30 protein-coding genes and 3 pseudogenes are annotated in these 22,099 nt (G+C 59.4%); 16 read left to right on the top strand and 17 right to left on the bottom strand.

What is annotated here, in order from left to right:
* The first annotated feature begins 224 nt into the window (after positions 1-224).
* Together BQ8482_RS31120 and BQ8482_RS40790 are read left to right on the top strand one after the other, a co-directional pair.
* Complete coding sequence (locus BQ8482_RS31120; RefSeq protein WP_123151085.1) at positions 225-467, top strand: DUF982 domain-containing protein; 243 nt, start codon at positions 225-227, stop codon at positions 465-467.
* Positions 468-475: 8 nt separating this feature from the next.
* Positions 476-724 (top strand): DUF982 domain-containing protein, encoded by a 249-nt coding sequence (locus BQ8482_RS40790; protein WP_123151084.1) that lies wholly within the window; start codon positions 476-478, stop codon positions 722-724.
* Between the two features lie 526 nt (positions 725-1,250).
* Here BQ8482_RS40790 and BQ8482_RS31110 read toward each other — a convergent pair.
* Together BQ8482_RS31110 and BQ8482_RS40785 are read right to left on the bottom strand one after the other, a co-directional pair.
* The gene (locus tag BQ8482_RS31110) at positions 1,251-2,672 is read right to left on the bottom strand and encodes a hypothetical protein (protein WP_244603054.1); all 1,422 of its coding nucleotides are present in this window, start codon (positions 2,670-2,672) and stop codon (positions 1,251-1,253) included.
* A gap of 114 nt (positions 2,673-2,786) precedes the next feature.
* A pseudogene (locus tag BQ8482_RS40785) lies at positions 2,787-2,849 on the bottom strand (SEC-C metal-binding domain-containing protein); the annotation flags it as partial.
* 221 nt (positions 2,850-3,070) lie between these two features.
* On the opposite strand from BQ8482_RS40785, the gene BQ8482_RS40930 reads away from it, so the two are divergent.
* From BQ8482_RS40930 to BQ8482_RS31100, 4 genes are all read left to right on the top strand, one after another.
* On the top strand, positions 3,071-3,226 hold the full coding sequence (locus tag BQ8482_RS40930) for an ATP-dependent DNA ligase (RefSeq protein ID WP_342210998.1): 156 nt from the start codon (positions 3,071-3,073) through the stop codon (positions 3,224-3,226).
* Positions 3,201-3,581: an ATP-dependent DNA ligase gene (locus BQ8482_RS40925; protein WP_342210997.1), complete on the top strand. Its 381-nt coding sequence runs from the start codon at positions 3,201-3,203 to the stop codon at positions 3,579-3,581. Before BQ8482_RS40930 ends, BQ8482_RS40925 begins: the two co-directional genes overlap by 26 nt.
* Positions 3,545-3,865: a hypothetical protein gene (locus tag BQ8482_RS40920; RefSeq protein WP_342210996.1), complete on the top strand. Its 321-nt coding sequence runs from the start codon at positions 3,545-3,547 to the stop codon at positions 3,863-3,865. The genes BQ8482_RS40925 and BQ8482_RS40920 overlap by 37 nt, the downstream gene beginning before the upstream one ends.
* A gap of 74 nt (positions 3,866-3,939) precedes the next feature.
* Positions 3,940-4,227: a hypothetical protein gene (locus BQ8482_RS31100; protein WP_123151083.1), complete on the top strand. Its 288-nt coding sequence runs from the start codon at positions 3,940-3,942 to the stop codon at positions 4,225-4,227.
* A gap of 57 nt (positions 4,228-4,284) precedes the next feature.
* Here BQ8482_RS31100 and BQ8482_RS31095 read toward each other — a convergent pair whose 3' ends face one another.
* The 8 genes from BQ8482_RS31095 to BQ8482_RS31065 form a co-directional block, all read right to left on the bottom strand.
* Positions 4,285-4,749, bottom strand: coding sequence for a hypothetical protein (locus tag BQ8482_RS31095; RefSeq protein ID WP_123151082.1), 465 nt, complete (start codon positions 4,747-4,749; stop codon positions 4,285-4,287).
* Positions 4,746-5,540: a hypothetical protein gene (locus tag BQ8482_RS31090; RefSeq protein WP_123151081.1), complete on the bottom strand. Its 795-nt coding sequence runs from the start codon at positions 5,538-5,540 to the stop codon at positions 4,746-4,748. The genes BQ8482_RS31095 and BQ8482_RS31090 overlap by 4 nt, the downstream gene beginning before the upstream one ends.
* A gap of 194 nt (positions 5,541-5,734) precedes the next feature.
* Positions 5,735-5,944, bottom strand: a complete 210-nt coding sequence (locus BQ8482_RS31085) for a hypothetical protein (RefSeq protein WP_123151080.1) — start codon at positions 5,942-5,944, stop codon at positions 5,735-5,737.
* A 25-nt stretch (positions 5,945-5,969) separates the two neighbouring features.
* The gene (locus BQ8482_RS38485; protein WP_165848793.1) at positions 5,970-6,134 is read right to left on the bottom strand and encodes a hypothetical protein; all 165 of its coding nucleotides are present in this window, start codon (positions 6,132-6,134) and stop codon (positions 5,970-5,972) included.
* 220 nt (positions 6,135-6,354) lie between these two features.
* Complete coding sequence (locus tag BQ8482_RS31075) at positions 6,355-6,858, bottom strand: hypothetical protein (RefSeq protein WP_133254869.1); 504 nt, start codon at positions 6,856-6,858, stop codon at positions 6,355-6,357.
* 89 nt (positions 6,859-6,947) lie between these two features.
* The gene (locus tag BQ8482_RS40190; RefSeq protein ID WP_280178885.1) at positions 6,948-7,079 is read right to left on the bottom strand and encodes a hypothetical protein; all 132 of its coding nucleotides are present in this window, start codon (positions 7,077-7,079) and stop codon (positions 6,948-6,950) included.
* A 43-nt stretch (positions 7,080-7,122) separates the two neighbouring features.
* Entirely contained in the window at positions 7,123-7,365 is a 243-nt protein-coding gene (locus BQ8482_RS31070; protein ID WP_123151077.1) for a hypothetical protein, read from the bottom strand.
* Positions 7,366-7,442: 77 nt separating this feature from the next.
* A complete protein-coding gene (locus BQ8482_RS31065; RefSeq protein ID WP_123151076.1) occupies positions 7,443-7,751 on the bottom strand; it encodes a hypothetical protein in 309 nt (102 codons plus the stop codon).
* Positions 7,752-8,957: 1,206 nt separating this feature from the next.
* On the opposite strand from BQ8482_RS31065, the gene BQ8482_RS31055 reads away from it, so the two are divergent.
* The gene (locus BQ8482_RS31055; RefSeq protein ID WP_123151074.1) at positions 8,958-9,209 is read left to right on the top strand and encodes a hypothetical protein; all 252 of its coding nucleotides are present in this window, start codon (positions 8,958-8,960) and stop codon (positions 9,207-9,209) included.
* 203 nt (positions 9,210-9,412) lie between these two features.
* Entirely contained in the window at positions 9,413-9,763 is a 351-nt protein-coding gene (locus tag BQ8482_RS31050; protein WP_123151073.1) for a hypothetical protein, read from the top strand.
* A 65-nt stretch (positions 9,764-9,828) separates the two neighbouring features.
* Here the strand turns inward: BQ8482_RS31050 and BQ8482_RS31045 are convergent, their stop codons facing one another.
* The 3 genes and pseudogenes from BQ8482_RS31045 to BQ8482_RS31035 form a co-directional block, all read right to left on the bottom strand.
* A complete protein-coding gene (locus tag BQ8482_RS31045; RefSeq protein ID WP_123151072.1) occupies positions 9,829-10,239 on the bottom strand; it encodes a hypothetical protein in 411 nt (136 codons plus the stop codon).
* A 90-nt stretch (positions 10,240-10,329) separates the two neighbouring features.
* A complete protein-coding gene (locus BQ8482_RS31040) occupies positions 10,330-10,839 on the bottom strand; it encodes a hypothetical protein (RefSeq protein WP_123151071.1) in 510 nt (169 codons plus the stop codon).
* A gap of 483 nt (positions 10,840-11,322) precedes the next feature.
* Positions 11,323-11,576: pseudogene (locus BQ8482_RS31035) on the bottom strand (GIY-YIG nuclease family protein).
* Between the two features lie 678 nt (positions 11,577-12,254).
* Between BQ8482_RS31035 and BQ8482_RS31030 the strand changes: the two are divergent.
* The 3 genes from BQ8482_RS31030 (at position 12,255) to ade (ending at position 15,225) form a co-directional block, all read left to right on the top strand.
* On the top strand, positions 12,255-12,434 hold the full coding sequence (locus BQ8482_RS31030; RefSeq protein ID WP_123151070.1) for a hypothetical protein: 180 nt from the start codon (positions 12,255-12,257) through the stop codon (positions 12,432-12,434).
* 234 nt (positions 12,435-12,668) lie between these two features.
* Entirely contained in the window at positions 12,669-13,028 is a 360-nt protein-coding gene (locus BQ8482_RS31025; protein ID WP_244603053.1) for a cupin domain-containing protein, read from the top strand.
* Positions 13,029-13,413: 385 nt separating this feature from the next.
* Positions 13,414-15,225, top strand: a complete 1,812-nt coding sequence (gene ade, locus BQ8482_RS31020; protein WP_123151069.1) for an adenine deaminase — start codon at positions 13,414-13,416, stop codon at positions 15,223-15,225.
* A 25-nt stretch (positions 15,226-15,250) separates the two neighbouring features.
* Here the strand turns inward: ade and BQ8482_RS31015 are convergent, their stop codons facing one another.
* Both BQ8482_RS31015 and BQ8482_RS31010 read right to left on the bottom strand, forming a co-directional pair.
* Positions 15,251-16,417, bottom strand: coding sequence for an alpha/beta hydrolase (locus BQ8482_RS31015; protein WP_123151108.1), 1,167 nt, complete (start codon positions 16,415-16,417; stop codon positions 15,251-15,253).
* Positions 16,418-16,564: 147 nt separating this feature from the next.
* Positions 16,565-17,632, bottom strand: a complete 1,068-nt coding sequence (locus BQ8482_RS31010; RefSeq protein WP_244603052.1) for an alpha/beta hydrolase — start codon at positions 17,630-17,632, stop codon at positions 16,565-16,567.
* Positions 17,633-17,954: 322 nt separating this feature from the next.
* Between BQ8482_RS31010 and BQ8482_RS31005 the strand changes: the two are divergent.
* A pseudogene (locus BQ8482_RS31005) lies at positions 17,955-18,443 on the top strand (threonine dehydratase); the annotation flags it as partial.
* 10 nt (positions 18,444-18,453) lie between these two features.
* On the top strand, positions 18,454-19,008 hold the full coding sequence (locus tag BQ8482_RS31000; protein WP_123151067.1) for a DUF1697 domain-containing protein: 555 nt from the start codon (positions 18,454-18,456) through the stop codon (positions 19,006-19,008).
* Between the two features lie 11 nt (positions 19,009-19,019).
* On the opposite strand, the gene BQ8482_RS30995 is transcribed toward BQ8482_RS31000, so the two are convergent.
* Together BQ8482_RS30995 and gloA are read right to left on the bottom strand one after the other, a co-directional pair.
* The gene (locus BQ8482_RS30995; protein ID WP_123151066.1) at positions 19,020-19,313 is read right to left on the bottom strand and encodes a DUF2218 domain-containing protein; all 294 of its coding nucleotides are present in this window, start codon (positions 19,311-19,313) and stop codon (positions 19,020-19,022) included.
* 26 nt (positions 19,314-19,339) lie between these two features.
* Positions 19,340-19,780, bottom strand: a complete 441-nt coding sequence (gene gloA, locus BQ8482_RS30990) for a lactoylglutathione lyase (protein WP_123151065.1) — start codon at positions 19,778-19,780, stop codon at positions 19,340-19,342.
* 239 nt (positions 19,781-20,019) lie between these two features.
* On the opposite strand from gloA, the gene BQ8482_RS30985 reads away from it, so the two are divergent.
* From BQ8482_RS30985 to BQ8482_RS30975, 3 genes are all read left to right on the top strand, one after another.
* On the top strand, positions 20,020-20,592 hold the full coding sequence (locus BQ8482_RS30985) for a cold-shock protein (protein ID WP_208867898.1): 573 nt from the start codon (positions 20,020-20,022) through the stop codon (positions 20,590-20,592).
* Between the two features lie 122 nt (positions 20,593-20,714).
* Positions 20,715-21,227, top strand: a complete 513-nt coding sequence (locus tag BQ8482_RS30980; RefSeq protein WP_123151063.1) for a DUF192 domain-containing protein — start codon at positions 20,715-20,717, stop codon at positions 21,225-21,227.
* A 20-nt stretch (positions 21,228-21,247) separates the two neighbouring features.
* A complete protein-coding gene (locus BQ8482_RS30975; RefSeq protein ID WP_165848792.1) occupies positions 21,248-22,015 on the top strand; it encodes an alpha/beta fold hydrolase in 768 nt (255 codons plus the stop codon).
* Positions 22,016-22,099 lie beyond the last annotated feature (84 nt).

The following is a 22,099-nucleotide window of genomic DNA, read 5'->3' as shown; positions in this document are numbered from 1 at the left end:
TCGATGCCGGTATTGCGACTACTCGGTATCAGCACCCGCCGGACTGCAGCGGGCTTGCGGGGGATAGGCCCAGTCAACAGTTAGTGGCTGCTAATGTTCCAGACAACCGTTGGGACGGTAAGCGACTGGCATGACCGGAAATGATGCTGGTCAGAGAAATCGATCGAGCCGCCAGCGTAATCCCGCCTCTACCAAACATGTGAGCATCCCCTAATTTACTCCTCATGAGTCTCCTTTGGTCTCCCCCGGTCTACGTGAAGGCGAAACGTCCGGGCATTCGCCATGGGGTCAGCCACGTCGAGGGAGCCGCTGAGGAACTCATGGCGTGGGACACAAAGGGCCCGAAGTGGACGAAGGCGGTCCAATCCTGCGTGGACGCGTTCGAGGGCAGAGTGTCCCCCCAAGTGGTCCGACAAGCCTTTGAGGCGGCTGCCAGGGAGGCGAGCGTGTATCTCTCGCCTGAGTAGGAGGTGCCATGGCAACTCTTTGGTTCGTCCCTCCGGTGTTCGTGAAGTCTGAAACGAACGGTGTCAGGCATGGCTGCAACAATGCGAGGGCAGCCCTTGAGCAGCTCAAGAGGTGGACCCGGAGAGGGCCTTGCTGGCACAAGGCGTGGACCCTCTGCCTGTCGGCACTGGAGGGCGATCCGATTGACCCTCATGTGATACGAAAGGCTTTCGTGGCTGCCGCTAAGGAGGCGGAGATGTATCTCTCGCCCGAGTAGGAAGTATCATGGCTCTCCTTTGGTTTCACCCGCAGTCAACATCGAGGCTGCTGCCAAGGAGGAGGGGCTGCTACGCTCCTCTAGCTAGCGCTCGATCCTTCCAACCGCCGGTTGGTAGACGCGATGCAGCCGGCCGCCTAGAATTTTCACGATCCGCGAACCGGGCGCAAAGCCCATCCACCCGGCGCTCGGTGACCGCTTTGATCGCCCCGTCGCTCTCCTGTGCGGCGGGTTTTTTTGTTCCCGTATGGAACACCGGCACGGGCAGGACGTTCGCCTCCTGCAGCAATATTTCCTCTCAACGTAAAAATGCTGCGAGATCGGTGTCCCATTCCGATCGGCCCGCGTCTTCCGTCCCTCCGTGGGGCGCGGGCTTCTCTCGTTCATGGAAAAGGTGATGACGGGATAACAGTCGCTGGATCTCGTCAGCGGCCGGATGAACAACATTCTCGTCCGGAAGGGCTTCAAGCGCGATCGATGTTGCTGCCTGACTGCGCTTGCACCGATCAGCCAGTCAACGCTCTGACTAGATCCCGGCAGTGTTCAAAAACTCCATCCTTTTGGTGAACTCTCTAGCCACTTGAATCAATAACTCGTTCCTGCTTAGCTCGCGGAATTCTTCCAATCTGGGGTGGTCCTCAATCTGGATCAATAACGACTCGTGGGGAAAGTCGGCATAGATTTCGAGCATACGGTCGTAAAATCGAAGCGGATCAGTGATAACCGAGTGCGGCGCTTCCGGCTTGCCAAAAATGGCGTTTCCGAGTTTCTTGGCCGCCTTCGCCTCCTGCTCCGTCAGCGGCACCTTGGCGATTACTCGTTGCTTGGTCGCTTCGTCCGCCACCACAACAACGGCCTCACGATCAAGGCACGCGACTTCCTCGATTTTGCCAACTCCTTGGCTTCCATCCTTTCTCGGGTAGGCAATCAACTTGCCTATCCTTAGTGTTTCGATCGGCTGGCCCCGCTCATCCAGCAGTTCGTCCGGTATGCCTTCAAAACTGGTCGGCACTTGCTGGACCAAAGCCAGGCAATCATGCACCCATCGTACGGAGCGATGTTTGTCGTGCCGATCCATTGCAGTTTCAAGGTCGAGCAATTCCTCGCGGAAATCGTCCATGACAAAACCCGTTAGTAGCCCGAAGAAACTAAGGTTTGTCGCGTCGTCATTGGAGAGATCGGGGTTATTTGTGATGAAGACGTACGCAGGCGTTGGCGGCTGTCCATTGACTGTGATCTCCTCAGCACTGTTGACAGCGGCGACGACTAAGTCGCGAAGCCGTTCCAACTGCTGTTCGCTCATTTGGTTGCCAATGCCGAGTTCAAACCAGTAGATCGGGTTAGTGAGATTCTTCTTGGACGAGGCGTACAGCTTGTCGCGGAGCCATTTAGTCAGCTCAGCTATGAATTCCTCGCTTTCCAGATCAAACGCAGCCTTCCAACTCCGCTTTCGTTTCGCCTCGACGGCGTAGGTTTTGCCGTCCGGAAATTTTGCGAAGAATTCAGGCTTTGGTTGATTGCCCTTTGCGTCTTCGGCGCCGTCGATCTTCGCACCCGCCAGCGCGAAGGCCGACGCGACAATAGCTTCGTAAAGTGCTGGGTCGAAATCGGTGGGATGCCGAAGCCGTTTAATCAGGCTCTTCGGTGGTTTGTCATTGTGCTCGATAAGGTACAGGGCGTAACCGAGACGGTTCAGCGCGGAAAGATGTCCCTTGATGGGCATAGCGACACCGACACCGATTTCTCTTCGAGCCTCGTTGAGGCGCCGAAGCCATCGAAAAAGCGTGTGGTTAGGCATGATCCGTGACGCACTCGCGCCCCATTCGCGATCGAAGACAGTTTTCAGGTTGTCGAGCAGAAAATCGGACACGAATTCCCACCGGGGCGAATAGGCGATCCGTTTGCCAACGACAACCACTCGCTTGCCGGAATTGAAAGCTGTGAGCATTGGCCTCCCAAAACCTTGCTGCCGCTTCCGAAGCATTTCTTTCGCTTCTTGCAGCTTGAGCTCCTCGCCAACTCGCAGCTCAAGGTTCTGATCTAAGCTCGGCGACGCGTTGAGGCGACCATGGCAATGCTTAAACCGCCGCCCGCTGTTGCAGGGACAGGGTGCGTTTCTGGGAATTGAAGTAGAACGACTCGGTGACTTTGAAATTCATCCCGTATTTTAATACACGGCATGAAGGCCCCGCGGAATCACGTTCTGTTCACTCTGGCTAATGTAAGCCGGTCGCCTAGAATCGAATAAGTGCGTAAAATTGTAAGTACCGGCGTCCGCCGGGTCGAGTTTATTCCGCCGATGAATGCCCCCCTTGGTCGCCAAGCCGCCCAAAGGCGACGACTGGAATGCATGAAGCCAAGTTCGACGGCTACCGCTCTCAAATCATCATCGACAACGACGAGGTCCGCATCTTCACCAGGCGCGGCCTCGATTGGACGGCCAAGTACCGCGACCTAGCGGCGGCGACCAAGACGATTGGACGTCGAGAGTGCCATCATTGATGGCGAAATCATCATCTTGAATGAGGATGGCATTTCGGATTTTGCCGCGCTGCGCAAGGCAATTACCAGGCGCCAGCACGACCTCTATTTTGTCGCGTTCGATCTGCTGCATCTTAATGGCCACGACTTGCGCGACATGGTGCTGGAGGACAGGAGGGAAATCCTAGCCGGCCTCATAGGGCCTGAGAGCCGCATCCAGTTCAGTGAGACAATGCCAGGCGAGGCTAATGCGATCTACCATCTGATCGACGCGGCCGGCCTGGAAGGGATGGTATCGAAGCGTCGAGACAGCAACTATCGCAGCGGCCCGACTACCAATTGGCTGAAGACAAATCCTTCACGGAAAGCGAGTTAGAGCTTCTTGGCGTCGAGCGCGAGAGAGGCAAGCCCGCATTTGCGCTCACGGGTGAGCCGGGCACTCGGAAATATGTCGGCAGCGCGTTTGTCAGTGTAAATCGCGAGATGCGTGAGCGCCTTTGGAAACGCGTCCAGAAAGACGCCGGCGAGGCGCCCAAGGACATGAAGAAGCGGCCGGCAACACAGTGGGTCAAACCGGGCATCAAGGCCCGCGTGAAGCATCTAAGGGGTGAGGAAGACCTTCGCCACGCTTCGCTGCAGGATTTTTGGGATGAGAGTTAGCGACCAGTGGCAAGAGATCAGCATTCAGGAATATAATCCTCTCGTTGCGGCGAGCCCTTCAACGGAGAATCGCCATGCCTCGAAAGACCCTCGCCGACACTCTGGCCGCCCGCGAAACCATCTATGTCAATTGCGGGCATCCGATGTGCTGCAGATCGACGAAGCTCGACATCCAGGCCCTGATTGACAGGCTCGGCCGTGACCACGGCTCAATGCATCACGACCTGGTCGGGCTCTTTGTCTGCTCAAATTGCAAGGCTGCCGGCCGTGATCGACGGCAGGTGTTTTTCACATGCATTCCTGACTACGAAGGCCAGCAGCGGGCGCGCAATCGCGACTGGAAGCCAACATTCGATCGATGAAAATCTCTGCCGGGCCGAATTGTCCCCGACTGACAGGGCTAAGCAAACCACCCGGCTCTATAGCGGCTTCAGCAAAAACACCTTCGCCGGCCCATGCTCCATGGCAAATTCATAGCCCAAAATTTCAAACCAACGTTGGACGTCTGCACGACCTGACCAGTTGGAGGCTACGAGAGGCACATTTCCAATCCTCTTCTGTAAGTCCCTCACGTACCCAGCCATGAACCGGACGTATTTGGCTTCAAAGAATTTCTCCGATGAGGCAAAACCAGTATGAGCTTCACCATATTGAATTTGCCATCTAACGATTGCCAAGGGCGCACCATCGTAGAGAAGGGTGTCAGCTCGATTTTCCCGAATGGCTTTCCGGAACCCGGTTTTCGTTTTACGGAGAGCGTCTTCGAAAGTTGCCAGGGCGTCACCCTGATAGCGTTCAGCAGTGAGATACTCGTCTGAGAGGCGAGGCGCTAAACCATCAAAAACGCGGGGCAAATCAACTTGCGCGGATCGACGAACGATCATCGTGTTTCACTCGCGCTGCCATCGCCTTTTGCAATCTCACTTTGCATGCGTCGGATAAATTCTTCGGTCGGCTGATCTGTGGATTCGTGCCAATCAGCCGGGTAGAATTTGAACTTGACCATGAAAATAGCGCCGAGCAGCAGAGCCCAGATCGTTACCATCAGAGCCAGCGACGCTATTGCCTTGGCAATCCATCTCCCATCGGACGATATGAGATCGAGAAACACACGAGCGATCATAAAACCAGGATAAAGGTACATGGCCGCCGAGATGACTAGAACTACAAAGCTCAAGAGCCGGACCGCTATCGTTTGGCCGCGGCCAGATTTGTAACCAAATACCCTGGGTACAACGGCGTCCCCCCAGAGGTTATGCGCCATCTTGTCGACCAGAAGAAGTTGGAAATTTTGGATTTTAATGTGGTTGCCGATTTTCAGAAGAATTCGGAATAATATCTGATCGTCGATGAACGCAAACGTCGTGTTGAGCAGCGCACCGGCGGTAAGGAGAGATATTATCGGGGTCAGATCCTTCGTTATTTGAAGTGTTAGGCCGCCATACGTGAAGCTGCTTCCGGAAATCAGATCAAAGAATGCCAGAATCGTGGCCAGCAAGAAGGCTTGGCCTGCACTTTTTCCGATCCGGGACGTGACCTCCATGCGCCGCGCACTTATCCCGTCGAGGAATTCGGGCTGATAGAACCTATTTCCAAAATCCCGGTGCAGAAACGATTCGAAGGTCAACGCGCTCCGCTCGATCAGCGACATTTTTGTATACGCCTTGCCAACCATTTCAACGCCTCCTCAGCCGGCCAGTACAACTCACCACAAGCGCAGCAGCGATTGTTCGAATTCTCATGGCTTAAGGCATCCCCCCGGTGATTATTTTCGGCCTTCCCTTGGCGCGAAAGTAATCGCTTATGGTTTACTGCTACGCAAGAGCCACACCGGCGCAAGCTGCGATGGAGAAGGCGACGAAGGACGGGCTACTCAACAATTGTCGGATGCGGCTTGCCACTGTCGCGGAGCGCCTTCGCCAGTTTGTTGAACAGATGCGGGTTCCCTCTGGCGTTGGCGGCATTCGAGCTCACGGTCGACAGGCCATAACCATCGATGTTGAGATGGATCTCGCGGTCTTCAATATCGTACCAGACGCCGATCCTTGGATAGGCGGTCTTGCCACTACGCTCGGCCATATCAGCCTCTCTTTTTGTACCGTTCTTATTCAACTTTAAGGCAGGCAAGATGAGCGCCGTCGCGAAACTCGGCAATCGCACGCTGCCGATATTCGGGGCTGCTGAAACGGGGAATGGAATACGCGTCCATCACCAGCTTGCGCACGAATTTATGAGCGCTAGCCGGGTAGGAGGAAACCAGGGCATCCATAGCGTCTCCTAGTGACACGCCAGACTGCCTCACCTCCATAAGTTTTTCAGCTACTTTCGCGGCTCTCGCGCAAGTCTTGTCGCTTGCGCTTGCGCCACTCGACACAACTATGCTGATTCCCAGAAGGGCCACTGTAACTGCACGCACTCGGTTCCTTGCCGCCGGCGAAGCGTTCCTCAGCCTCACCCAGGCGGCGGCGCCGCCCGCTTCAATTGGTGCGTCAACCAAGGGCATTTCGCAACTTAGTCCATCGGGAGTTGTCGGTAAGTTCATTTTTAGCGTGCGCCATCATAGGCGACTTCCCCCACTTCGCGGCCGCTGTTCTCGCTGCGGCGCACTGGTGTCTCCGAGACATTTCTCCTAGCCCTGGGAATTCCAGGTCGGCCTCACGGCGAAAGAAATCACCGGTCTTGAGAGGATAGACCCCAGCATACCATGCCACGAACAATCCTACGATGTACGGGCTTCTGCCGGAGGCAATCATATAATCGAGGCAGGCGAAAATGAGCGCGCCATCGCAATCTTCGTCCGTAATGTCGGGCGCAACTGCAAAGGGATCCCGATTGGCATGCTTTATGAAATTTCGAGGACCATTAAGTAAATCCCAGAAGCTCTTGGCAGGCTCACCGTGCGCCGCGACAAACTGATCGATCATCCTGAGCTTAGTGGTCTGACGAAGGAGTGCATCGGAAATTTCCCAGCTGTTAGCGGCAAGGGTGTACACAGCAAGTGGCTCATCGAGATAACCAGTGAATATGGATTGCGGCCAAAAGCTGCCTGCGAGCCGCGTCCATCTTAGTAATCTCAGCCATCTCAGGCGGATTTCCCCATGACGAAGACCAGCACACCGACATAGGCGAAGCCGGCAGCAACAATCAGCCCCTCGCCACCGGCGGCAAAGATGGCATCGCCGAACCAGCGATCCAGCGTAACCGCGCCAGCCAACCAGATCCCAAGAATGATCCGTTTGCGGTCCACAAAGCGGAGACTAGGGCTTGGGCGGCTTGCGCTTGCCCTTGTTTTCGTCTTGGCTGACGAGCGAGGCCGCCATGCTAAGAGCCTCGGCCTGTGTGGCCTTCTTTCCACCTAGAATCGCCCCAGCGATTGAAGAGATCTTGTCGCTGGTCCGCTTCTTCGCCTCGACCTTTTTGGGCGGTGCTGGTTTCTTAGCCGGTGCTGGCTTCTTAGCCGGTGCGGTCTTTTTGGCTGCCGGTTTCGCAGACTTTACCATGAATTTCCCCCTCTCATTGCAATGGGAAGGATTGCGCTTTCTTGTCAGGAAAGCAAGCCAAGCCCTTGCTGGTGGACCTAATCCACCATGTCACGCAACGGCTTCTTGCGCTTCGGCGTCCTGTACTTTTCGACCAGCCTGACCTCGTCGCTGTCGACCGTCACCAGCGGCCCCATGTCGATGGTCACCCTGCCGCCTTCCTCGTCTATGCGCGTGACCTCGCCGGTGAGCTCGATCTGCTGCCCCTTCTTCACCTTGGTATGATCGATGATCGAATGCGGGAAGTTGTAGCTCGGGATGGAGACGCTGACGCGGTCCTCAGTGACCCGTCTGCGGACGGTGGCCGTGAGCGCCACCAGATCTCCAATCCCAATTCCCCGCGCCATTCCATGAGTCTGGAGCGGGCGGCGCCTTAGTCAAGCGGGAGCTAATATAGGTGACACTTCATCCAATCGATGGACGAACCCCATCAAAGGCCGGTGCTAATTTGATGCATGTCGCGACCTTACTTATCCCCGAGCCACCTTGCTATCGCTATCCTCGCGATCAGCGTCAGCTATGCCGAAGCTGCGGACCGTAAGGTCGAAACCGCGACGCTCGGTACGTACGCGAATTTGAAGAACCTGCCGGTTTGCACCGCGTCAAGTTCACTCTTCGAAGTGCTAAATTATTGGAATCGTCGCCCATGAGGCTCGCGACCCTAGACCTTGAAACTGCGAGATACGGTGACGTTTATCGCGCCGCAAGGCTCACGCGGCTAAGGCAGCAAGTGATCCGGCACATCAAGCGCACTGACGCCTCGGCTCAAAAAGTCGAGCAAGCGCTGGCTAGGTTGGCCGAAGCAAACGCCCCCGTGGACCAGCTCGCGCGGCATCAGTAGGGCCACGCTCATGCACGCCTCCGCATCGCACGATGTGCGGCGGGTTGTTCGGTTGTTGCACAGTAGCGTTCCCTCCACATACCGTGTCGCGATGCCTGGGATGGAGCGGATGATCTTGGCGGTCGGGCTGCAAGGGCGCTATCGGGTTTGCGCGGCGCGCCCGCTGGCAACCCACAGATCTCATTGATGACGGAGATAATCGGCCCCGATGCGTCGCGGGCCAGCTCGCTAGGGTGGTTCTTAATCCATGTGTTGACAGCGGCGTAGAACGTTTCCTCCGAGATCTTGCCATTGACGAAGCAAGCCCGGCGAAATTGGGCGACCCGCATCTCGTCTTTTCCGGCGATCGATGTTAGCGCGGTTGCAACCCCCCATGTGAAACCTCGACCGTACTCCTCATTGTAATCGAGAAGCTGGCTTCCTGTGATCGCTTGCGCCGGAGACCAACAAATTGTTGCCGCGATCACTATTGCTCTTTTGCGCATGTTCTCCCCTCCGCAAGCAAAAGCATCGCACCCGCAACCGGGGCGCGCAAGTGAGGCTACTCTGCCGCGCCTTTCGGCAGGGAAGCCTTGGCTTCCAAATCCTCGACTATCAGTTTCTCGACGTATCCTGCGACCGTTCGTCTATCTGCCTTTGGGTCCTTGGAACGGAGTCGCATCATCGGCGTTACCGGCCAGCCAAACGCTGCCAACGATATGGAGGAACGGGCGTGATCGAGTTGACCGAGAGGGAAAAGCGCTTTCTCAAGCGCGTTGACACCATCACTCACGTTACCTGGTCGAACAAAGTCACAGCCGCAGATGCCAAAGGCAAGCCCATGCGTATCGCAAGGGCAACGTTTGCCCGATTACGAGACGACGGTATCATCATCCGATCTACAAGCGACCTGACCTCGAACACCTACGTCATTAATCCTGCACCCGTGACGCCACAAGTCGAGGAAGTGCAGGAAGCGTCCTGATCGGGCGTCGTCCGGGCGCTCATTCCGCGTCTCGCCCGAGTTGGGCGCAGAGTTCCGCTCCTATATTTTCCGGGCGATGCGCGAGAAAGCAAACTGACTATCGAAACGACAATGGCTCGCTGCTCTAGCGGTCGCGCCCTTTTGTTGCTGAGGAACCTTTACGCTGCGGCGGCCGTTGAGCCCCACCCAAAAGGGAGATCACAATGGTCGACGACCCAAACGAAGCCGCAACGCCGGCGGAGACGCAGCGGGAAGCTCAGGAATCCTTGGAGAAGCAAGTTGCGCAGCTGAAGCGCGAAATCAACAAGATCACTCGGACGCTCGCGGAGCGCGCTGAAGAGGTGGTCGAGGAAGCCACTGGTTGGTATGAGGGCGCGGCCGATAGCGTGTCTCGGACAACGCAAGCACTTCGCAAAAGGGCGTCTACTGCTTCCGGTGTCGTTGAAGAAAATCCTGGCACGGTATCGTCCGCCTTCATGCTGGGCGCAGCTGTAGGCTTGCTGTTGGGCCTCGTGCTTGTGGCCAGCGACCAGCGCCGGGACCGCTGGCTCTAACACGCCCAAATGAGGGCCAGAGCTCGCTGACTCACGGTGGCGGGCTTTAGCAACTCTTCACTAGGCTAATCGACCTTCTGCCAACTTTTGTTTTTTTCATCATAATATTCGGCAACGAACTTAAACGACCGTTCGACGTCATATGCGACCTCTGTTTGCCTGAACGCCGGATCCATCCGAATGAAGCCGAGGATCTTTTTCTTAAGATCGTGGATTTTGGATTTTGGAAACTCGTGTGCATCGAGCCTGGCGGCGAGTAGCGATGTAAAGTCCCACCTCACGTGGACGCCCGGTCGCTGCCCGATTTTCTCTTCGCCGTAGGCGATTTCGTACATGTCTGTTTTGACTGCGGTTAGGATCTCATCGGTTAGCGCCTCGTACCCCATAAGGGGAAGCGTGAGGTCACCCTCACGTCTGAGTGTCATAAATAGCCATAGGGCAACTCCGACAAAGACAATGGTTCCGATGATATCCATTTTTTCCGGTGTTTCGAATGAGAGAGGGCGCGAGTGGCGCCGGTTCACTTGACGGTACGGCGCCGCCTCAACGGTGGCCGGCTTTTCGTTCTAAATCCCGAAGATGGCAGCCAGATAGTCCCCGTGCAGGATCAAAGCAGCACCTAAGGCAATGCATAAGGCAGAAAGCAACCCGGAACCGATGCTGCCCCAATGTGTGATGTCCAAGCCTCGGACATAGCGCCGGTCGCCGATCCATTTCTCGGGGTCCCAGAGCATGTTGTAGCGAGCCTGCGAAGCGTAATTGAACGAGTGCATGGACCAGTTGATCCAAGCGAAGAAACCCGACGCGAGCGCCAACAAAAGCCCGACGACGAAGCACCAGACCGGGGCTTTAAATGCTTGCAGCGTAGTAGGCTGTGTGGCGGCACTGTTCAGCAACGAAAACATGCCGAACAGCGCGCCAGAATGAACCAGCACCAGCGACGCGATCAGCCAACGACCCCACTCGGCGGCAACTTGGGAAGTCGCGCGCTGAGACGTTTTGAGATCGTGGTAAACTAATGCAGCCGCGCTATCCCTGCCCATCATCGGCGTTTTAGAGTGCTCAGTTTCTGTCATGTATGAACCCCGCGTTGATTCCCCGGCGGGAATTGTCGCACGGACCTGCCGACAGTCGCAGGAAAGAATTGGCACCGCAATTGGCACCGGACGGCTAAGCACAAGCGGTGACGAGGGGGGATGACAATGCAACGGGACCAGGAAAAGGCCGGAAAACCGGGCTATCCAGTACCCGGCGGGACATGTCGGGATGGCTTAGCGCGGATTTTAAGTCCCTTGCGTCTACCAATTCCGCCACGTCCGCAGGCCAGTCCTTTTCAGACGCCAGCCAAAGGCCGTCAAGCCATCTTCTGCCATCGAAAAATCTGATCTTGGAAGCACGCCTTTGTCGCTGCGCTGCAAACACCCCTCCACTTCGTCCCAGGGCGGAGCAAGGAGCGAAGCGACGCGGCGCAGACCCTGGGATCCACGCCGTTACCCGCCGGCAGTGCTCCGGCGGACCAGAACCGAACGCTACCACCCGGTTCCGCGAAAAAGCTCGAATCACTCCCGATTGGTCGTCTCGATCAGGTCGATGTTCCATTGGCGCGGCCAGCGCTTCAGCGACTTCTCGCGCTGGATGGCGTCGCGAATGCCGAAATGTTCTTCGTACCAGACCAGACCGCTGCACGCCGTAGCGGCTGGTGAAGCGGGAGCCTTCGCCGGATTTGTGCTCGGGCATGCGGCCGAGATCATGGCGAGCCGATGTAGATCGTGCCGCGCTTCCGGCTCGCGGTCATGGTGGCATAGGCGGTCATGGTGGAAAGGTAGCTGGCGCCGTTGCGGATACAAGCGCCGTTCTGAGCCGTTGCATTCTTCAGCTGAGGTAACGGAATGGATCCCAGGGTCTGCGCCGCGTCGCTTCGCTCCTTGCTCCGCCCTGGGATGACGAAGTCGCAGGGGCCGGCTAATCGCAGACCTTGGAGATTGGGTGGTTGCAGGCCGGTCGTCAGCGACGGTCAGTCGAAGAACCAAATCCTCTGTGGAGAGGAACTGGTACAAAACCGCCTCGGCGGCAGGTCCGTGGCGCAAATCAGCGCCGTGCCGAAATCCACAGCATAGCTGCCGCGACCCGGCCAGCGGCAATCCCCTCGCCAGCGAGGGGCCGGTCACCCGCTGAGATTCAAACAAGATCGCCGGAACCATTTCGTAGTGGCTGAGTTTCGGACTAAAGCTACTGGAACTCCGAACATGGCAGAGTTTGATACAGGACGAGGGAAGTCTGTTGCCAAAGCCGTACGGCAATTGATCCATTCCGAAGATAATCGCCGGCATTTACACGGCGTGCTAAATCTTGCCGTCGACCCACGACTGCCCGGCGCCCTTGCCTCATTGCTTGAGGTGCTCGATCAGGCCGGGCGGGAACCGTTTCCGCATTCGCGGAGCCCAAACCAGCGATGACCGGATAAAACGCGCTAAATCTTCTCCTCCACCCCATGGCTCAACGCTACGACATCGAGAAGACACCTGAAGGCACGTGGGACATCATCGATGTGTTCACGGGGCTGCCTGTTGTCGAGGTGGGCGTCCCTTTGATTGACATGCCTATCGAAGAGGCCGACCATCTGGTCGACCTTCTCAACAGCCGCGACAGGGAACAGCGGGACGATACTTAAGCGGCCGCTTCCCAGGCCACCGCGGAAGCGCGTCCCCCGTTCGGAGGATGCGTTCGGGCGTTCCGACTTTGTAAGCTCCAATTGGTAAGGGGTTCAGCGTTGATGTTCGACGCTGTCCTCTGGGAACCAAATGGAGATTGTCATGCTCAAGCTCGCCTCAGCCCTGGCGCTGCTTCTTGCCGGGACAGCGCCTCTGTTTGCAGATGACATGCCTGTGAACGCGGACAGTATCAAATGGGGTCCGGCTCCTGCGGTCATTCCCGCTGGCGCGAACTTGCCGTTATGGCTGGAGATCCCTCAAAGGACGGCAGTTTTGTGCTGCGGTTGAAGATGCCAGCCGGCTACAAAATTGCCGCACATAACCATCCCACCTCGGAATACATCACGGTGCTTTCCGGTAATTTTCATATCGGAATGGGCGATAAGCTCGACGAGGCGAAAGGCACCGAACTGACTGCTGGCGGCTTCGGCGTTGCGCCGGCCGGAATGAATCACTTCGCCTGGGCGACAAGCGATACGATTATCCAGGTGCATGGCGAGGGGCCGTTCGCGATCACCTACGTCAATCCGGCGGACGATCCGAGCAAAAAGTGACAGTTCGGGAAATGCAATGACCCTCTGAGCGGCCGGATCAGGCAATTCGAGTTTCTGATCGAAGTTTTCCCCGAACGTCGATTCAGAAAGATCCGCCAACGAGGGGCGATCTGATTTGCCGCAAACGGAATCGTATTCCGGTTGGACACTTTGCCGTGGACGGCGCCGAAACAAAAAACCCGCCTCGGCGGCGGGTCGTTGGCGCAAATCAGCACCATGCCGAAATCAACAGCATAAAAGCCGTCACAAAGCAACGAATCGCGAGCTCGCGACGAGACTCGAAAATCGCGGTCGATGTTAAGGCCGAGGAGCGCACAAGCATCCGCTGATCTTGCTGGTCAAAACGCCATCGGCTTGGCACAGTCGGGAAAACAGGAGTCTCTTCATGGCGAAGACCGCGCGTGCGACAAAACCGAAACCTTGGGCCGAGGCGGCGACGCATCTGGTCGACGTCGCGATGGGCAGGAGGCCCGCCGATCTCGTTATCCGCAACGGGCGCTGGGTCAACGTTCATTCCGGCGAGATCATCGCCGGCGCCGACATTGCCGTTGCCGGTGGCCGCTTCGCCTATTGCGGGCCGAATGCCGGCCACGCCATCGGCCAGGGCACCAAAGTGGTCGATGCCGGTGGGCGCTATCTGGTGCCGGGCCTCTGCGACGCGCACATGCATGTCGAGAGCGGCATGGTGACGGTGACGGAGTTCTGCCGCGCCGTCATTCCGCATGGCACCACCTCGATGTTCATCGATCCGCACGAGATCGCCAACGTGCTCGGCCTGCCGGGTGTGCGGCTGATGCATGACGAGGCCGTCGCCATGCCGATCAACGTGCTTGTGCAGATGCCGTCCTGCGTGCCTTCCGCACCTGGGCTGGAGCATGCCGGCGCCGAGCTGACGGTCGCCGATGTCACCGAGGCGATGGCGTGGCAAAACATCATCGGGCTTGGCGAGGTTATGAACTTTCCCGGTGTCGCGGCCAATGATCCGGTGATGGCGGGCGAGATCGCCGCGACGGTGAGAGCGGGCAAGACCGTCGGCGGCCATTATGCCTCGCGCGATCTCGGCCTGCCGTTCCACGGCTACGTCGCCGGCGGACCCGAGGACGACCACGAAGGCACGCGCGCCGAGGACGCCATCGCCCGCGTCCGCCAGGGGATGAAGGCGATGCTCAGGCTGGGCTCGGCCTGGTACGACGTCGCCTCGCAGATCAAGGCGGTGACGGAGAGCGGGCTCGACCCGCGCAACTTCATCCTGTGCACCGACGACAGCCATTCCGGCACGCTCGTCCATGAGGGCCATATGGACCGGGTGGTCCGCCACGCCATCAGCCAGGGGCTGAAGCCGGTGACGGCGATCCAGATGGCGACGCTCAACACCGCCCAGCATTTCAGGCTGGAGCGCGAGTTGGGTTCGATCGCGCCGGGGCGGCTCGCCGATCTGCTGATCGTCTCCGATCTGGCCGCAATGACCATCGACGAGGTCTATGCCCGCGGCGTCAGGCTGGCCAAGGGCGGCAAGCTCGACATCGACATTCCGGCCTATGACTATCCGAAGACGGCAAAGAACACCGTCAAGCTCGGCAAGAAGCTCAAACCGGGGGATTTCGACATCATCGCGCCCATCGGCGCCAACGAGGTTCGGGTGCGGGTCATCGGCGTGATCGAGAACCAGGCGCCGACGCGCGCGCTCGAGGCCGATCTTCCGGTCGAGGACGGGCTGGTCGCCATGGACCGCCGCAACGACGTCTGCCAGATCGCGCTGGTCGAGCGCCACCGCGGCACGGGCGGCGTCACCAATGCCTTCGTCTCCGGCTTCGGCTATATGACCGACTGCGCCATGGCCTCCAGCGTGGCGCATGATGCCCACCACATCATCGTCGTCGGCACCAGCAAGCAGGACATGGCATTGGCGGTCAACCGGCTGGGCGAGGTCGGCGGTGGCGTCGTGCTGTTCTCCAAGGGCAAGGAACTGGCGCTGGTCGAGATGCCGATCGCCGGGCTGATGTCGGACGAGCGCGCCGAAATCGTCGCGGCCAAGGCCGACAAGCTGACCGAGGCGATGCGCCAGATGGGCTGTTCGCTGAACAACGCCTACATGCAGCACTCGCTGCTGGCGCTGGTCGTCATCCCGGAACTGAGGATTTCCGATGTCGGCCTGATCGACGTGACGACGTTCCAGAAGGTCGACCTGTTCGTCTGACAACGACCAAGGGCGTGTCCGCTCCTCATCCGCCGGTGGCGATGGTCAGCACCTTGAATGGTGTGGTGATGACGATCTCGGCGACGGAGCCGACGGCCTTGCCAATGCCCTGGCCGAGATTGTCGATCGGCTGCGCCGGATCGACCTCGTCTGACGCCAGGCCGGCCGGGGCGCGCAGCCGGTCGCCGAGCAACTGCACCAGGAACGGGTTGTCGGCGAATTTGGCGTGGTTCAGGCGGTCGCCGCCTTTGGTCTTGCTCAGGTCGACCACCGAAACGCCATAGCTGGCGAGGTCGGCCGCATCGCCATAGTCGCCGACGCGCGGCTTGTCGCCGGAGATCAGGGAGGACAGCCTGAGGGCGCGGTCGTCGCCCGAAAGCAGGATGGCGAAGGGCTTGTCGGGCTTGCCGTAACGGATCATCTGCTTCTTGAACACATCGACATCGATGTCGGGCGAGGCCAGGATGACATAGCCAAGCTTGTCGCTGAGATCACGGTCGCCGGTGATGGCAAGCTGGCGCAGCGCCTCCATCGTCACCCAGGTGCCCATCGAATGGGCGATGATGTCGATGCTCTTGGCCTTCGTCTTGGCCAGCATCCGCAACGTCTCTTCGAGATCGTCGCGTGCCGCGTTGGCGCTTTCCTTGTCGTAGATATAACCCGTGGTCTTGCCGCTCGACGCCCATGAGAACAGCACCGGCGTGCCGGGATATTTCGTGTCGTGCGCGATCTGCGTCAGCCGGTAGATGCCGTCGTCGAAACCGTTGTTGAAGCCGTGCACGAAAACCAGCGCGCGGTCGCCGCGCATCGCGATGTCGGCGCCGACCGCCTGGGCGAATTGCGGGGCGCCTTCGTAGAATTCGACCTCAGTTGCCGTGAAATCCTTCGCCGGATTGCTGTTGGCGGTGCCCCTGACCCGCTCGATGGCGCCGACCCGATGGATCTTCGGAACGGTGACCTCGACGCTGGCAAAACTGGTGGTCGGTGAACGGTCACCGTCAAACACCTGTCGCGGATCTTTCGTCGCCTTTTTTCGGGTGGTGGCGACGAAGATCTCATGCGTGGCGGCGACGTCGGAGGCAGGCACCGTGACGGTCGTCGTGTTGAGAAGGTCGTGTGTCTTGCGGCCGGCGCAGCCGGTAACGGCGAGCGCAAACGCTACGACGAGAACAATCTTCGAACGCACGGTCACGCAGGCTCCCGCAGGAGGGACGTCAAGCTGGTGACGTCGCTCGCTATTTCGATAAAGCCAGGGGCCGGCCCGGTCCAGTTGAAAGTGATACGATGCTGCCGCAACCGTGACCATGCGGGACGAAAGTAACAGGGCGTCGAGCGCACCTCACTGCCCGAGCAAGCTGATGCGGTCGGTCACCTCGCGGTCGCTGGCAAATCCGTCATCCTCGCGCAGCCGCTGGCCGATCATCTTCACCAACTCGGGGTTGTCGGCAAATTTGGTGTGGTTGAAGCGATCCGATCCCTTGACGCTGGAGAGATCGACGACGTTCACGCCATAGTCGGCGAGGTCGGCCGCGTTCTTGTAATCGCCGACGCGCGGCCGCGAGCCGGCGATCAGGCCGGAGAGCCGCAGCGCCCGGTCGTCGTCGGACAAAAGCAGGATGAATGGCTTGTTCGGCTTGCCGTAGCGGCGCATCTGGCTCTTGAACACGTCGACATCGATGTCGGGCGAGGCCAGCACGACGTCGCCGAGCTTGCCGCTGAGATCGCGGTCGCCATTGATGGCGAGCTGGCGCAGCGCTTCCATGGTGACCCAGGTCCCCAGCGAATGGGCGACGATGTCGATGCGCCGCGCGCCGGTCTGCGAAAGCATTCTCAGCGTCACTTCCAGCTGGTCGCGGGCGGCACTGGCGCTTTCCCGGTCGTAGACATAGTCCCTGGTCTTGGCGCCCGACGCCCAGGAAAACAGCACCGGCGTGCCCGGGTAGCCGGAATCATGGGCGATCTGGGTGACGCGGTAGACGGCGGCGTCGAAGCCGGTGTTGTAGCCATGGACGAAGACCATGACGCGGCCGCCGCGCGCGGCGATGTCGGTGCTAAGGGCGCTGGAGAATTTCGGCGCGGTGTCGTAGCCGACGACGTCGGAGGCCATGAAGTATTTGGCCGGGTCGTTCGACTTGCCGCGCGAGCGCCGCTCGATCTGACCGGTTTCGTGGGTCCCCGGCACGGTCACGTTGACGCGGGCATAGTTCAGCGTGGCCGAGCGCTCACGGTCGAAAACCTTGCTGGGATCGTCGGAGCGCTTGCGCGTCGTGGCGATGAAGATGCTGTGGTTACCGGCGATGTCGGTCACCGGCGCGGACACCATGGCGCTGCCGAGCAGTTCCTCGGTCTGCCGGCCGCCACAGCCGGCAACGAGCAAGGCAAGGACAAGGATGCAAATCTTCTTCAACTCTAGAATCCCACTCCGGCCGAAAGGCTTAATCCAACCTCCGCGAACCCTCCCGGACAGCCGAAGTGCGGCAGAAGTAAGTCATATCCACCCGAAATGCGCTCAGCGCCGCGCGACAGCCATCGCACTGTTGCGCGAAAGCCAGAACGATTGCCCTGATCAAACACGTACGGCGTGTGCTAGCTTCGCGAACACCACAGACGATCCGGGGTAATTTTTCCGATGACCAGTTTCTCCTCCCGCGTCGCTGCCGCCGCTGCCGCGATCCGCCGGATTTTCCCGGAGACGCCGCTGCAGGAAAACGACTATCTGTCGAAGAAGTGCTGACACAGTGCGGCTGATCCCGGAAAACCGGCTCTGCGCGACCATGATCGAGATGCTGAATGTCGAAGGCGTGGTGCTGGAGCCAGCCGGCGCACTTGCGATCGACGCGCTCAAGGATTTTTCGAAGAAGGAAATCAGGGGCAAGACCATCGTCGCGGTGGTTTCGGGCGGCAATTTCGATTTCGAGCGGCTGCCGGACGTGAAGGAAAGGGCGCTGCGTTTCGAGGGGCTGAAGAAGTACTTCATCATCCGCTTTCCGCAGCGGCCGGGCGCGCTGCGCGATTTCCTCGAATTGCTCGGGCCTGACGACGACATTGCCCGCTTCGAATATCTGAAGAAATCGGCGCGCAATTTCGGCTCGGTGCTGATCGGCATCGAAACCAAGGACCGCCGCAATTTCGAATTGCTCAACGCCAATTTCGAGGCCGAGGGCGTCCAGTATCAGGATATCACCGACAACGAGACGCTGGCCGGATTCATCATATGAGCGCCCGAGTATGAGTGCCCAAGCGAAGATATTCGTTGCGTTGTTTTCCGGCATCAATGTCGGCGGCAACCGCATCGTCAAGATGGCCGAACTCCGGTCGTTCTTCGAGGAGCTCGGCTTTGGCGACGTCGCCACCTATGTGCAGAGCGGAAACGTCGTGTTCCGTTCGGCAAAGGGCGATGCGGCCACGCTGGCCAAACAGCTGGAAACGGCCTTCGAGAAGAAATGGGGATTTCACTCGCGCATCATGGTGCGCGATCTCGGCTGGTTCGAGCGGCTGGTGGCGGAAAATCCCTATCCGGAAGTTGCCGGGGAACCGACGAAGCTTCACGCCTATGTGCTGGAGCGGTCGCCGAACCCCGACGAGGTCGCGCGGCTGGCCGAAAAATGCACCGGTCCCGAACGGTTCGAGATCAGGGGCGACGTGCTTTACCTTCACGCCCCGGAAGGCCTCGGCAAATCGGTGTTTGCCAACCTCATCCCGCGCACGCTGAAAGTGCCCGGCACCGCGCGCAACTGGCGTACGGTGCTGATGCTGCTGGAGATGGCCGGCCGAGGCGGCTGAAACATAGCCGCCTAGGCTGCCGAAGCCTTTCTCCAGTCGAAGGTCAGCTCTTCGCGGAAAGCGAAGCGTTTGATGTGGTCGGCGACGACCGTCTCCAGGCGCTCCAGCGAGCCGGCTTCGTCAGCGGTTACCGCGATATGCAGCGCTGCCGGATCGGCATCGAGAACCGTGCGGCCCAGGGAGAGATCGATGGTGCCGTGGTTTGGGTCGAACTCGACGGGAAACTTGTGCGCCCAGTGCTTGCAGAGCTGCTGCAGATAGCGGCTCGCATGCTCAGTGGCGACATCGGCATGGCTGGTCGGCATGAACGGATTCTCCCTAATGTGGCTGGCTACCAGCTTCCAGTGTTCGGCATCGAAGCCCAAGGCTCGGCCTTGGGCTTGGCCGGGCCTTTCTGCAGAAGCTCGATCGAGATGCCGTCCGGCGATTTGACGAAGGCCATGTTGCCGTCGCGCGGCGGCCGGTTGATGGTGACGCCCTTGTCCATCAGCCGCTGGCAGGTGGCGTAGATGTCGTCGACCTCGTAGGCGAGGTGGCCGAAATTGCGGCCGCCCTTGTAGTCCTCCGGATCCCAATTGTAGGTGAGCTCGATCAGCGGCGCCTTGTCGGCGATGCCGCTCTGCTCGTCCTCAGGCGCGGCGAGGAAGATCAGCGTGTAGCGCCCCTGTTCGTTTTCGTGGCGGCGCACTTCCTTGAGGCCGAGCTTGTTGCAGTAGAAATCGAGCGATGCATCGATGTCGGCGACGCGGACCATGGTGTGGAGGTAGCGCATGTGATCTTCCTCGAAATGTTGCGTTGCGGCGGAACATAGGGGCCACCCGGCCAAAGGGCAATTCCCGATAGCTGGTCCCGCCGGCAAACAACAAATCCGGTATTCCTGCAATGAACCGTGAAAAAAGGCACGGAAGGTCTTGCACACAGCGGAAGCGGCAGTGTTAATCTAACGTCAAGAATCAGTTGCGGTATTCTTGGAAAAAGGGGGGCGTTGTTATGGGGGAAAAGGCCTCTTTCATGGGGCGGGACGGAACCGGTAACGCCTTGCGAAGGGACGAGAGCGGCGATGCGGCCGATCTCGTCGAAGTTGCGGGCGCCATCAAATGGTTCGACGTGGCCAAGGGCTACGGTTTCATTCTTCCCGACGACGGCGTTTCCGGCGATATTCTCCTCCATGTGACGTGTCTTCGGAAGGACGGTTTCCAGACCGCCCTGGAAGGCGCTCGCGTCGTCTGCCTCGTCAAGCATGGCGAGCGTGGATTGCAGGCGTTCCGTGTGCTCTCCATGGATCTCACCACGGCGACCCATCCGGCGGAAATGCAGGATCAGCGCACGCATGTCTCGGTGACGCCGGAAAGCGGTCTTGAGCGGGCGCTGGTGAAATGGTTCAACCGCACCAAGGGGTTCGGTTTCCTGACCCGGGGCGAGGGCACCGAGGACATTTTCGTCCACATGGAGACGCTGCGCCGCTACGGCATCACCGAGCTCAGGCCGGGGCAGGTCGTGCTGGTCCGCTACGGGCGCGGCGACAAAGGCCTTATGGCTGCCGAAATTCACCCGGATATGGGTACCTTGCCGGTCTCGCACTAGGGTCCCATCCCGATCGAATCGGGATGGGACCTAGTGCTTTTGCTTGACCATGATCTTTTCCGAAGACCGGGTTCCACTGTTCGGGATCATGGTCTAGGACGATTTCCGGCCGAGGATTTTGAATGACTCACAGGAACTGGCTGACAACGGGCGTAGTCTGCGCCGCGATGGCTTTTGTCATTGCGACAGGCGCTTTCTTCCATTCGCAGCAACCGGCTTCGGCAGACAGCCGGGCGATGATCCTTGCCGTCGACCCGCAGCCGCTGGTCGCGGTGACGAAAGGCGGCGTACGCTCGTTCTCCGTCGAGATCGCCGATACCTCCGCCGAGCGTGAGGCCGGCCTGATGTTTCGCGAGGAGATGGCCGACGATCATGGCATGCTGTTCGTGTTCGAGGAGCCTCGGGATGTCAGCTTCTGGATGAAGAACACGCCGATGCCGCTCGACCTGATTTTTGCCGGTCAGGACGGCAGGATCCGGGCGATCAAGCAAGGCGAGCCGCAATCCGAGGCGATGATCTCGCCCGGCGAGCCGGTTCGCTTCGTGCTCGAGCTCAAGGCGGGCACCGCCGCCAGGGGCGGCATCGAGGACGGCGATTTGTTGCGTCACCCGGCAATCGGCACTGCGCACAACTGAGCGCGCAGGATCCGTCGCAGATGCAGTTTTTCTCACATGACGGCTTTGATCTTGCCTTCCTCGATCGCCAGCCGGCATCGGGCCAGGGCGATCCGGTGCTGATGATCCATGGCTTTGCCTCGACCCATTACGTCAACTGGGTGTCGCCCGGCTGGTTCAAGGCGCTGAACGATGCCGGCTACCGCGCCATCGCCTTCGACAATCGCGGCCATGGCGCGTCGTCGAAGAGCTATGAAGAGGCCGACTATGCGCCCGCAAAAATGGCTTCCGACGGGGCAGCGTTGCTGAACCATCTCGGCATCGAACGCGCCCATGTCATGGGATACTCGATGGGCGCGCGGATATCGGCGTTCCTGGCGCTTTCCGACCCGGACAAGGTGGCGACGCTGGTCTTCGGCGGTCTCGGCGTCGGCATGGTCGACGGCGTCGGCGACTGGGATCCGATCGCCGCCGCCCTTCTGGCCGACGATCCTGGCACCACCAGCCATCCGCGCGGCCGCGCGTTTCGCGCCTTCGCCGACCAGACCCGGAGCGACCGCCGAGCGCTGGCCGCCTGCATTGCCACCTCGCGGGAATTGCTGGCCGAGGCCGACATTGGGCGCATCGCCCAGCCGACATTGATCGCCGTCGGCACCAAGGACGATATCGGCGGTTCGCCCGACGAACTGGCCGCCTTGATGCCGAACGCCAGGGCCTTTCACATCGAGGGCCGCGACCACATGCTGGCCGTCGGCGACAAGACCTTCAAGCAGCGGGTGCTGGAGTTTTATGCCGAAAATCCGCTTTGAGTGCAAAGCCGATCTGTAGCGATCCGTCGCGCCCCCCTCTGTCCTGCCGGACATCTCCCCCACAAGGGGGGAGATCGCTCATGC

It is taken from the genome of Mesorhizobium delmotii, assembly GCF_900149755.1.
In the GTDB taxonomy this organism is placed as follows: Bacteria; Pseudomonadota; Alphaproteobacteria; order Rhizobiales; family Rhizobiaceae; genus Mesorhizobium; species Mesorhizobium delmotii.
Note: the sequence above shows the minus strand (reverse complement) of the source record. Positions and strands in the feature narration are given on the sequence as shown.

Bases quoted from the DNA above. Each gene is read 5' to 3' on its own strand.
- BQ8482_RS31095 (WP_123151082.1), bottom strand. From the start codon at position 4,749: ATGATCGTTCGTCGATCCGCGCAAGTTGATTTGCCCCGCGTTTTTGAT.
- BQ8482_RS31045 (WP_123151072.1), bottom strand. From the start codon at position 10,239: ATGGATATCATCGGAACCATTGTCTTTGTCGGAGTTGCCCTATGGCTA.
- BQ8482_RS31085 (WP_123151080.1), bottom strand. From the start codon at position 5,944: ATGGCCGAGCGTAGTGGCAAGACCGCCTATCCAAGGATCGGCGTCTGG.
- BQ8482_RS38485 (WP_165848793.1), bottom strand. From the start codon at position 6,134: ATGGATGCCCTGGTTTCCTCCTACCCGGCTAGCGCTCATAAATTCGTG.
- ade (WP_123151069.1), top strand. From the start codon at position 13,414: ATGGCGAAGACCGCGCGTGCGACAAAACCGAAACCTTGGGCCGAGGCG.
- BQ8482_RS30980 (WP_123151063.1), top strand. From the start codon at position 20,715: ATGACTCACAGGAACTGGCTGACAACGGGCGTAGTCTGCGCCGCGATG.
- BQ8482_RS31100 (WP_123151083.1), top strand. From the start codon at position 3,940: ATGCCTCGAAAGACCCTCGCCGACACTCTGGCCGCCCGCGAAACCATC.
- BQ8482_RS40790 (WP_123151084.1), top strand. From the start codon at position 476: ATGGCAACTCTTTGGTTCGTCCCTCCGGTGTTCGTGAAGTCTGAAACG.
- BQ8482_RS31070 (WP_123151077.1), bottom strand. From the start codon at position 7,365: ATGGTAAAGTCTGCGAAACCGGCAGCCAAAAAGACCGCACCGGCTAAG.
- BQ8482_RS31090 (WP_123151081.1), bottom strand. From the start codon at position 5,540: ATGGTTGGCAAGGCGTATACAAAAATGTCGCTGATCGAGCGGAGCGCG.
- BQ8482_RS30995 (WP_123151066.1), bottom strand. From the start codon at position 19,313: ATGCCGACCAGCCATGCCGATGTCGCCACTGAGCATGCGAGCCGCTAT.
- BQ8482_RS31050 (WP_123151073.1), top strand. From the start codon at position 9,413: ATGGTCGACGACCCAAACGAAGCCGCAACGCCGGCGGAGACGCAGCGG.
- BQ8482_RS31065 (WP_123151076.1), bottom strand. From the start codon at position 7,751: ATGGCGCGGGGAATTGGGATTGGAGATCTGGTGGCGCTCACGGCCACC.
- BQ8482_RS31030 (WP_123151070.1), top strand. From the start codon at position 12,255: ATGGCTCAACGCTACGACATCGAGAAGACACCTGAAGGCACGTGGGAC.
- BQ8482_RS30975 (WP_165848792.1), top strand. From the start codon at position 21,248: ATGCAGTTTTTCTCACATGACGGCTTTGATCTTGCCTTCCTCGATCGC.
- gloA (WP_123151065.1), bottom strand. From the start codon at position 19,780: ATGCGCTACCTCCACACCATGGTCCGCGTCGCCGACATCGATGCATCG.
- BQ8482_RS31110 (WP_244603054.1), bottom strand. From the start codon at position 2,672: ATGCTCACAGCTTTCAATTCCGGCAAGCGAGTGGTTGTCGTTGGCAAA.
- BQ8482_RS31040 (WP_123151071.1), bottom strand. From the start codon at position 10,839: ATGACAGAAACTGAGCACTCTAAAACGCCGATGATGGGCAGGGATAGC.
- BQ8482_RS31025 (WP_244603053.1), top strand. From the start codon at position 12,669: ATGGGGTCCGGCTCCTGCGGTCATTCCCGCTGGCGCGAACTTGCCGTT.
- BQ8482_RS30985 (WP_208867898.1), top strand. From the start codon at position 20,020: ATGGGGCGGGACGGAACCGGTAACGCCTTGCGAAGGGACGAGAGCGGC.
- BQ8482_RS40930 (WP_342210998.1), top strand. From the start codon at position 3,071: ATGCATGAAGCCAAGTTCGACGGCTACCGCTCTCAAATCATCATCGAC.
- BQ8482_RS31000 (WP_123151067.1), top strand. From the start codon at position 18,454: ATGAGTGCCCAAGCGAAGATATTCGTTGCGTTGTTTTCCGGCATCAAT.
- BQ8482_RS31120 (WP_123151085.1), top strand. From the start codon at position 225: ATGAGTCTCCTTTGGTCTCCCCCGGTCTACGTGAAGGCGAAACGTCCG.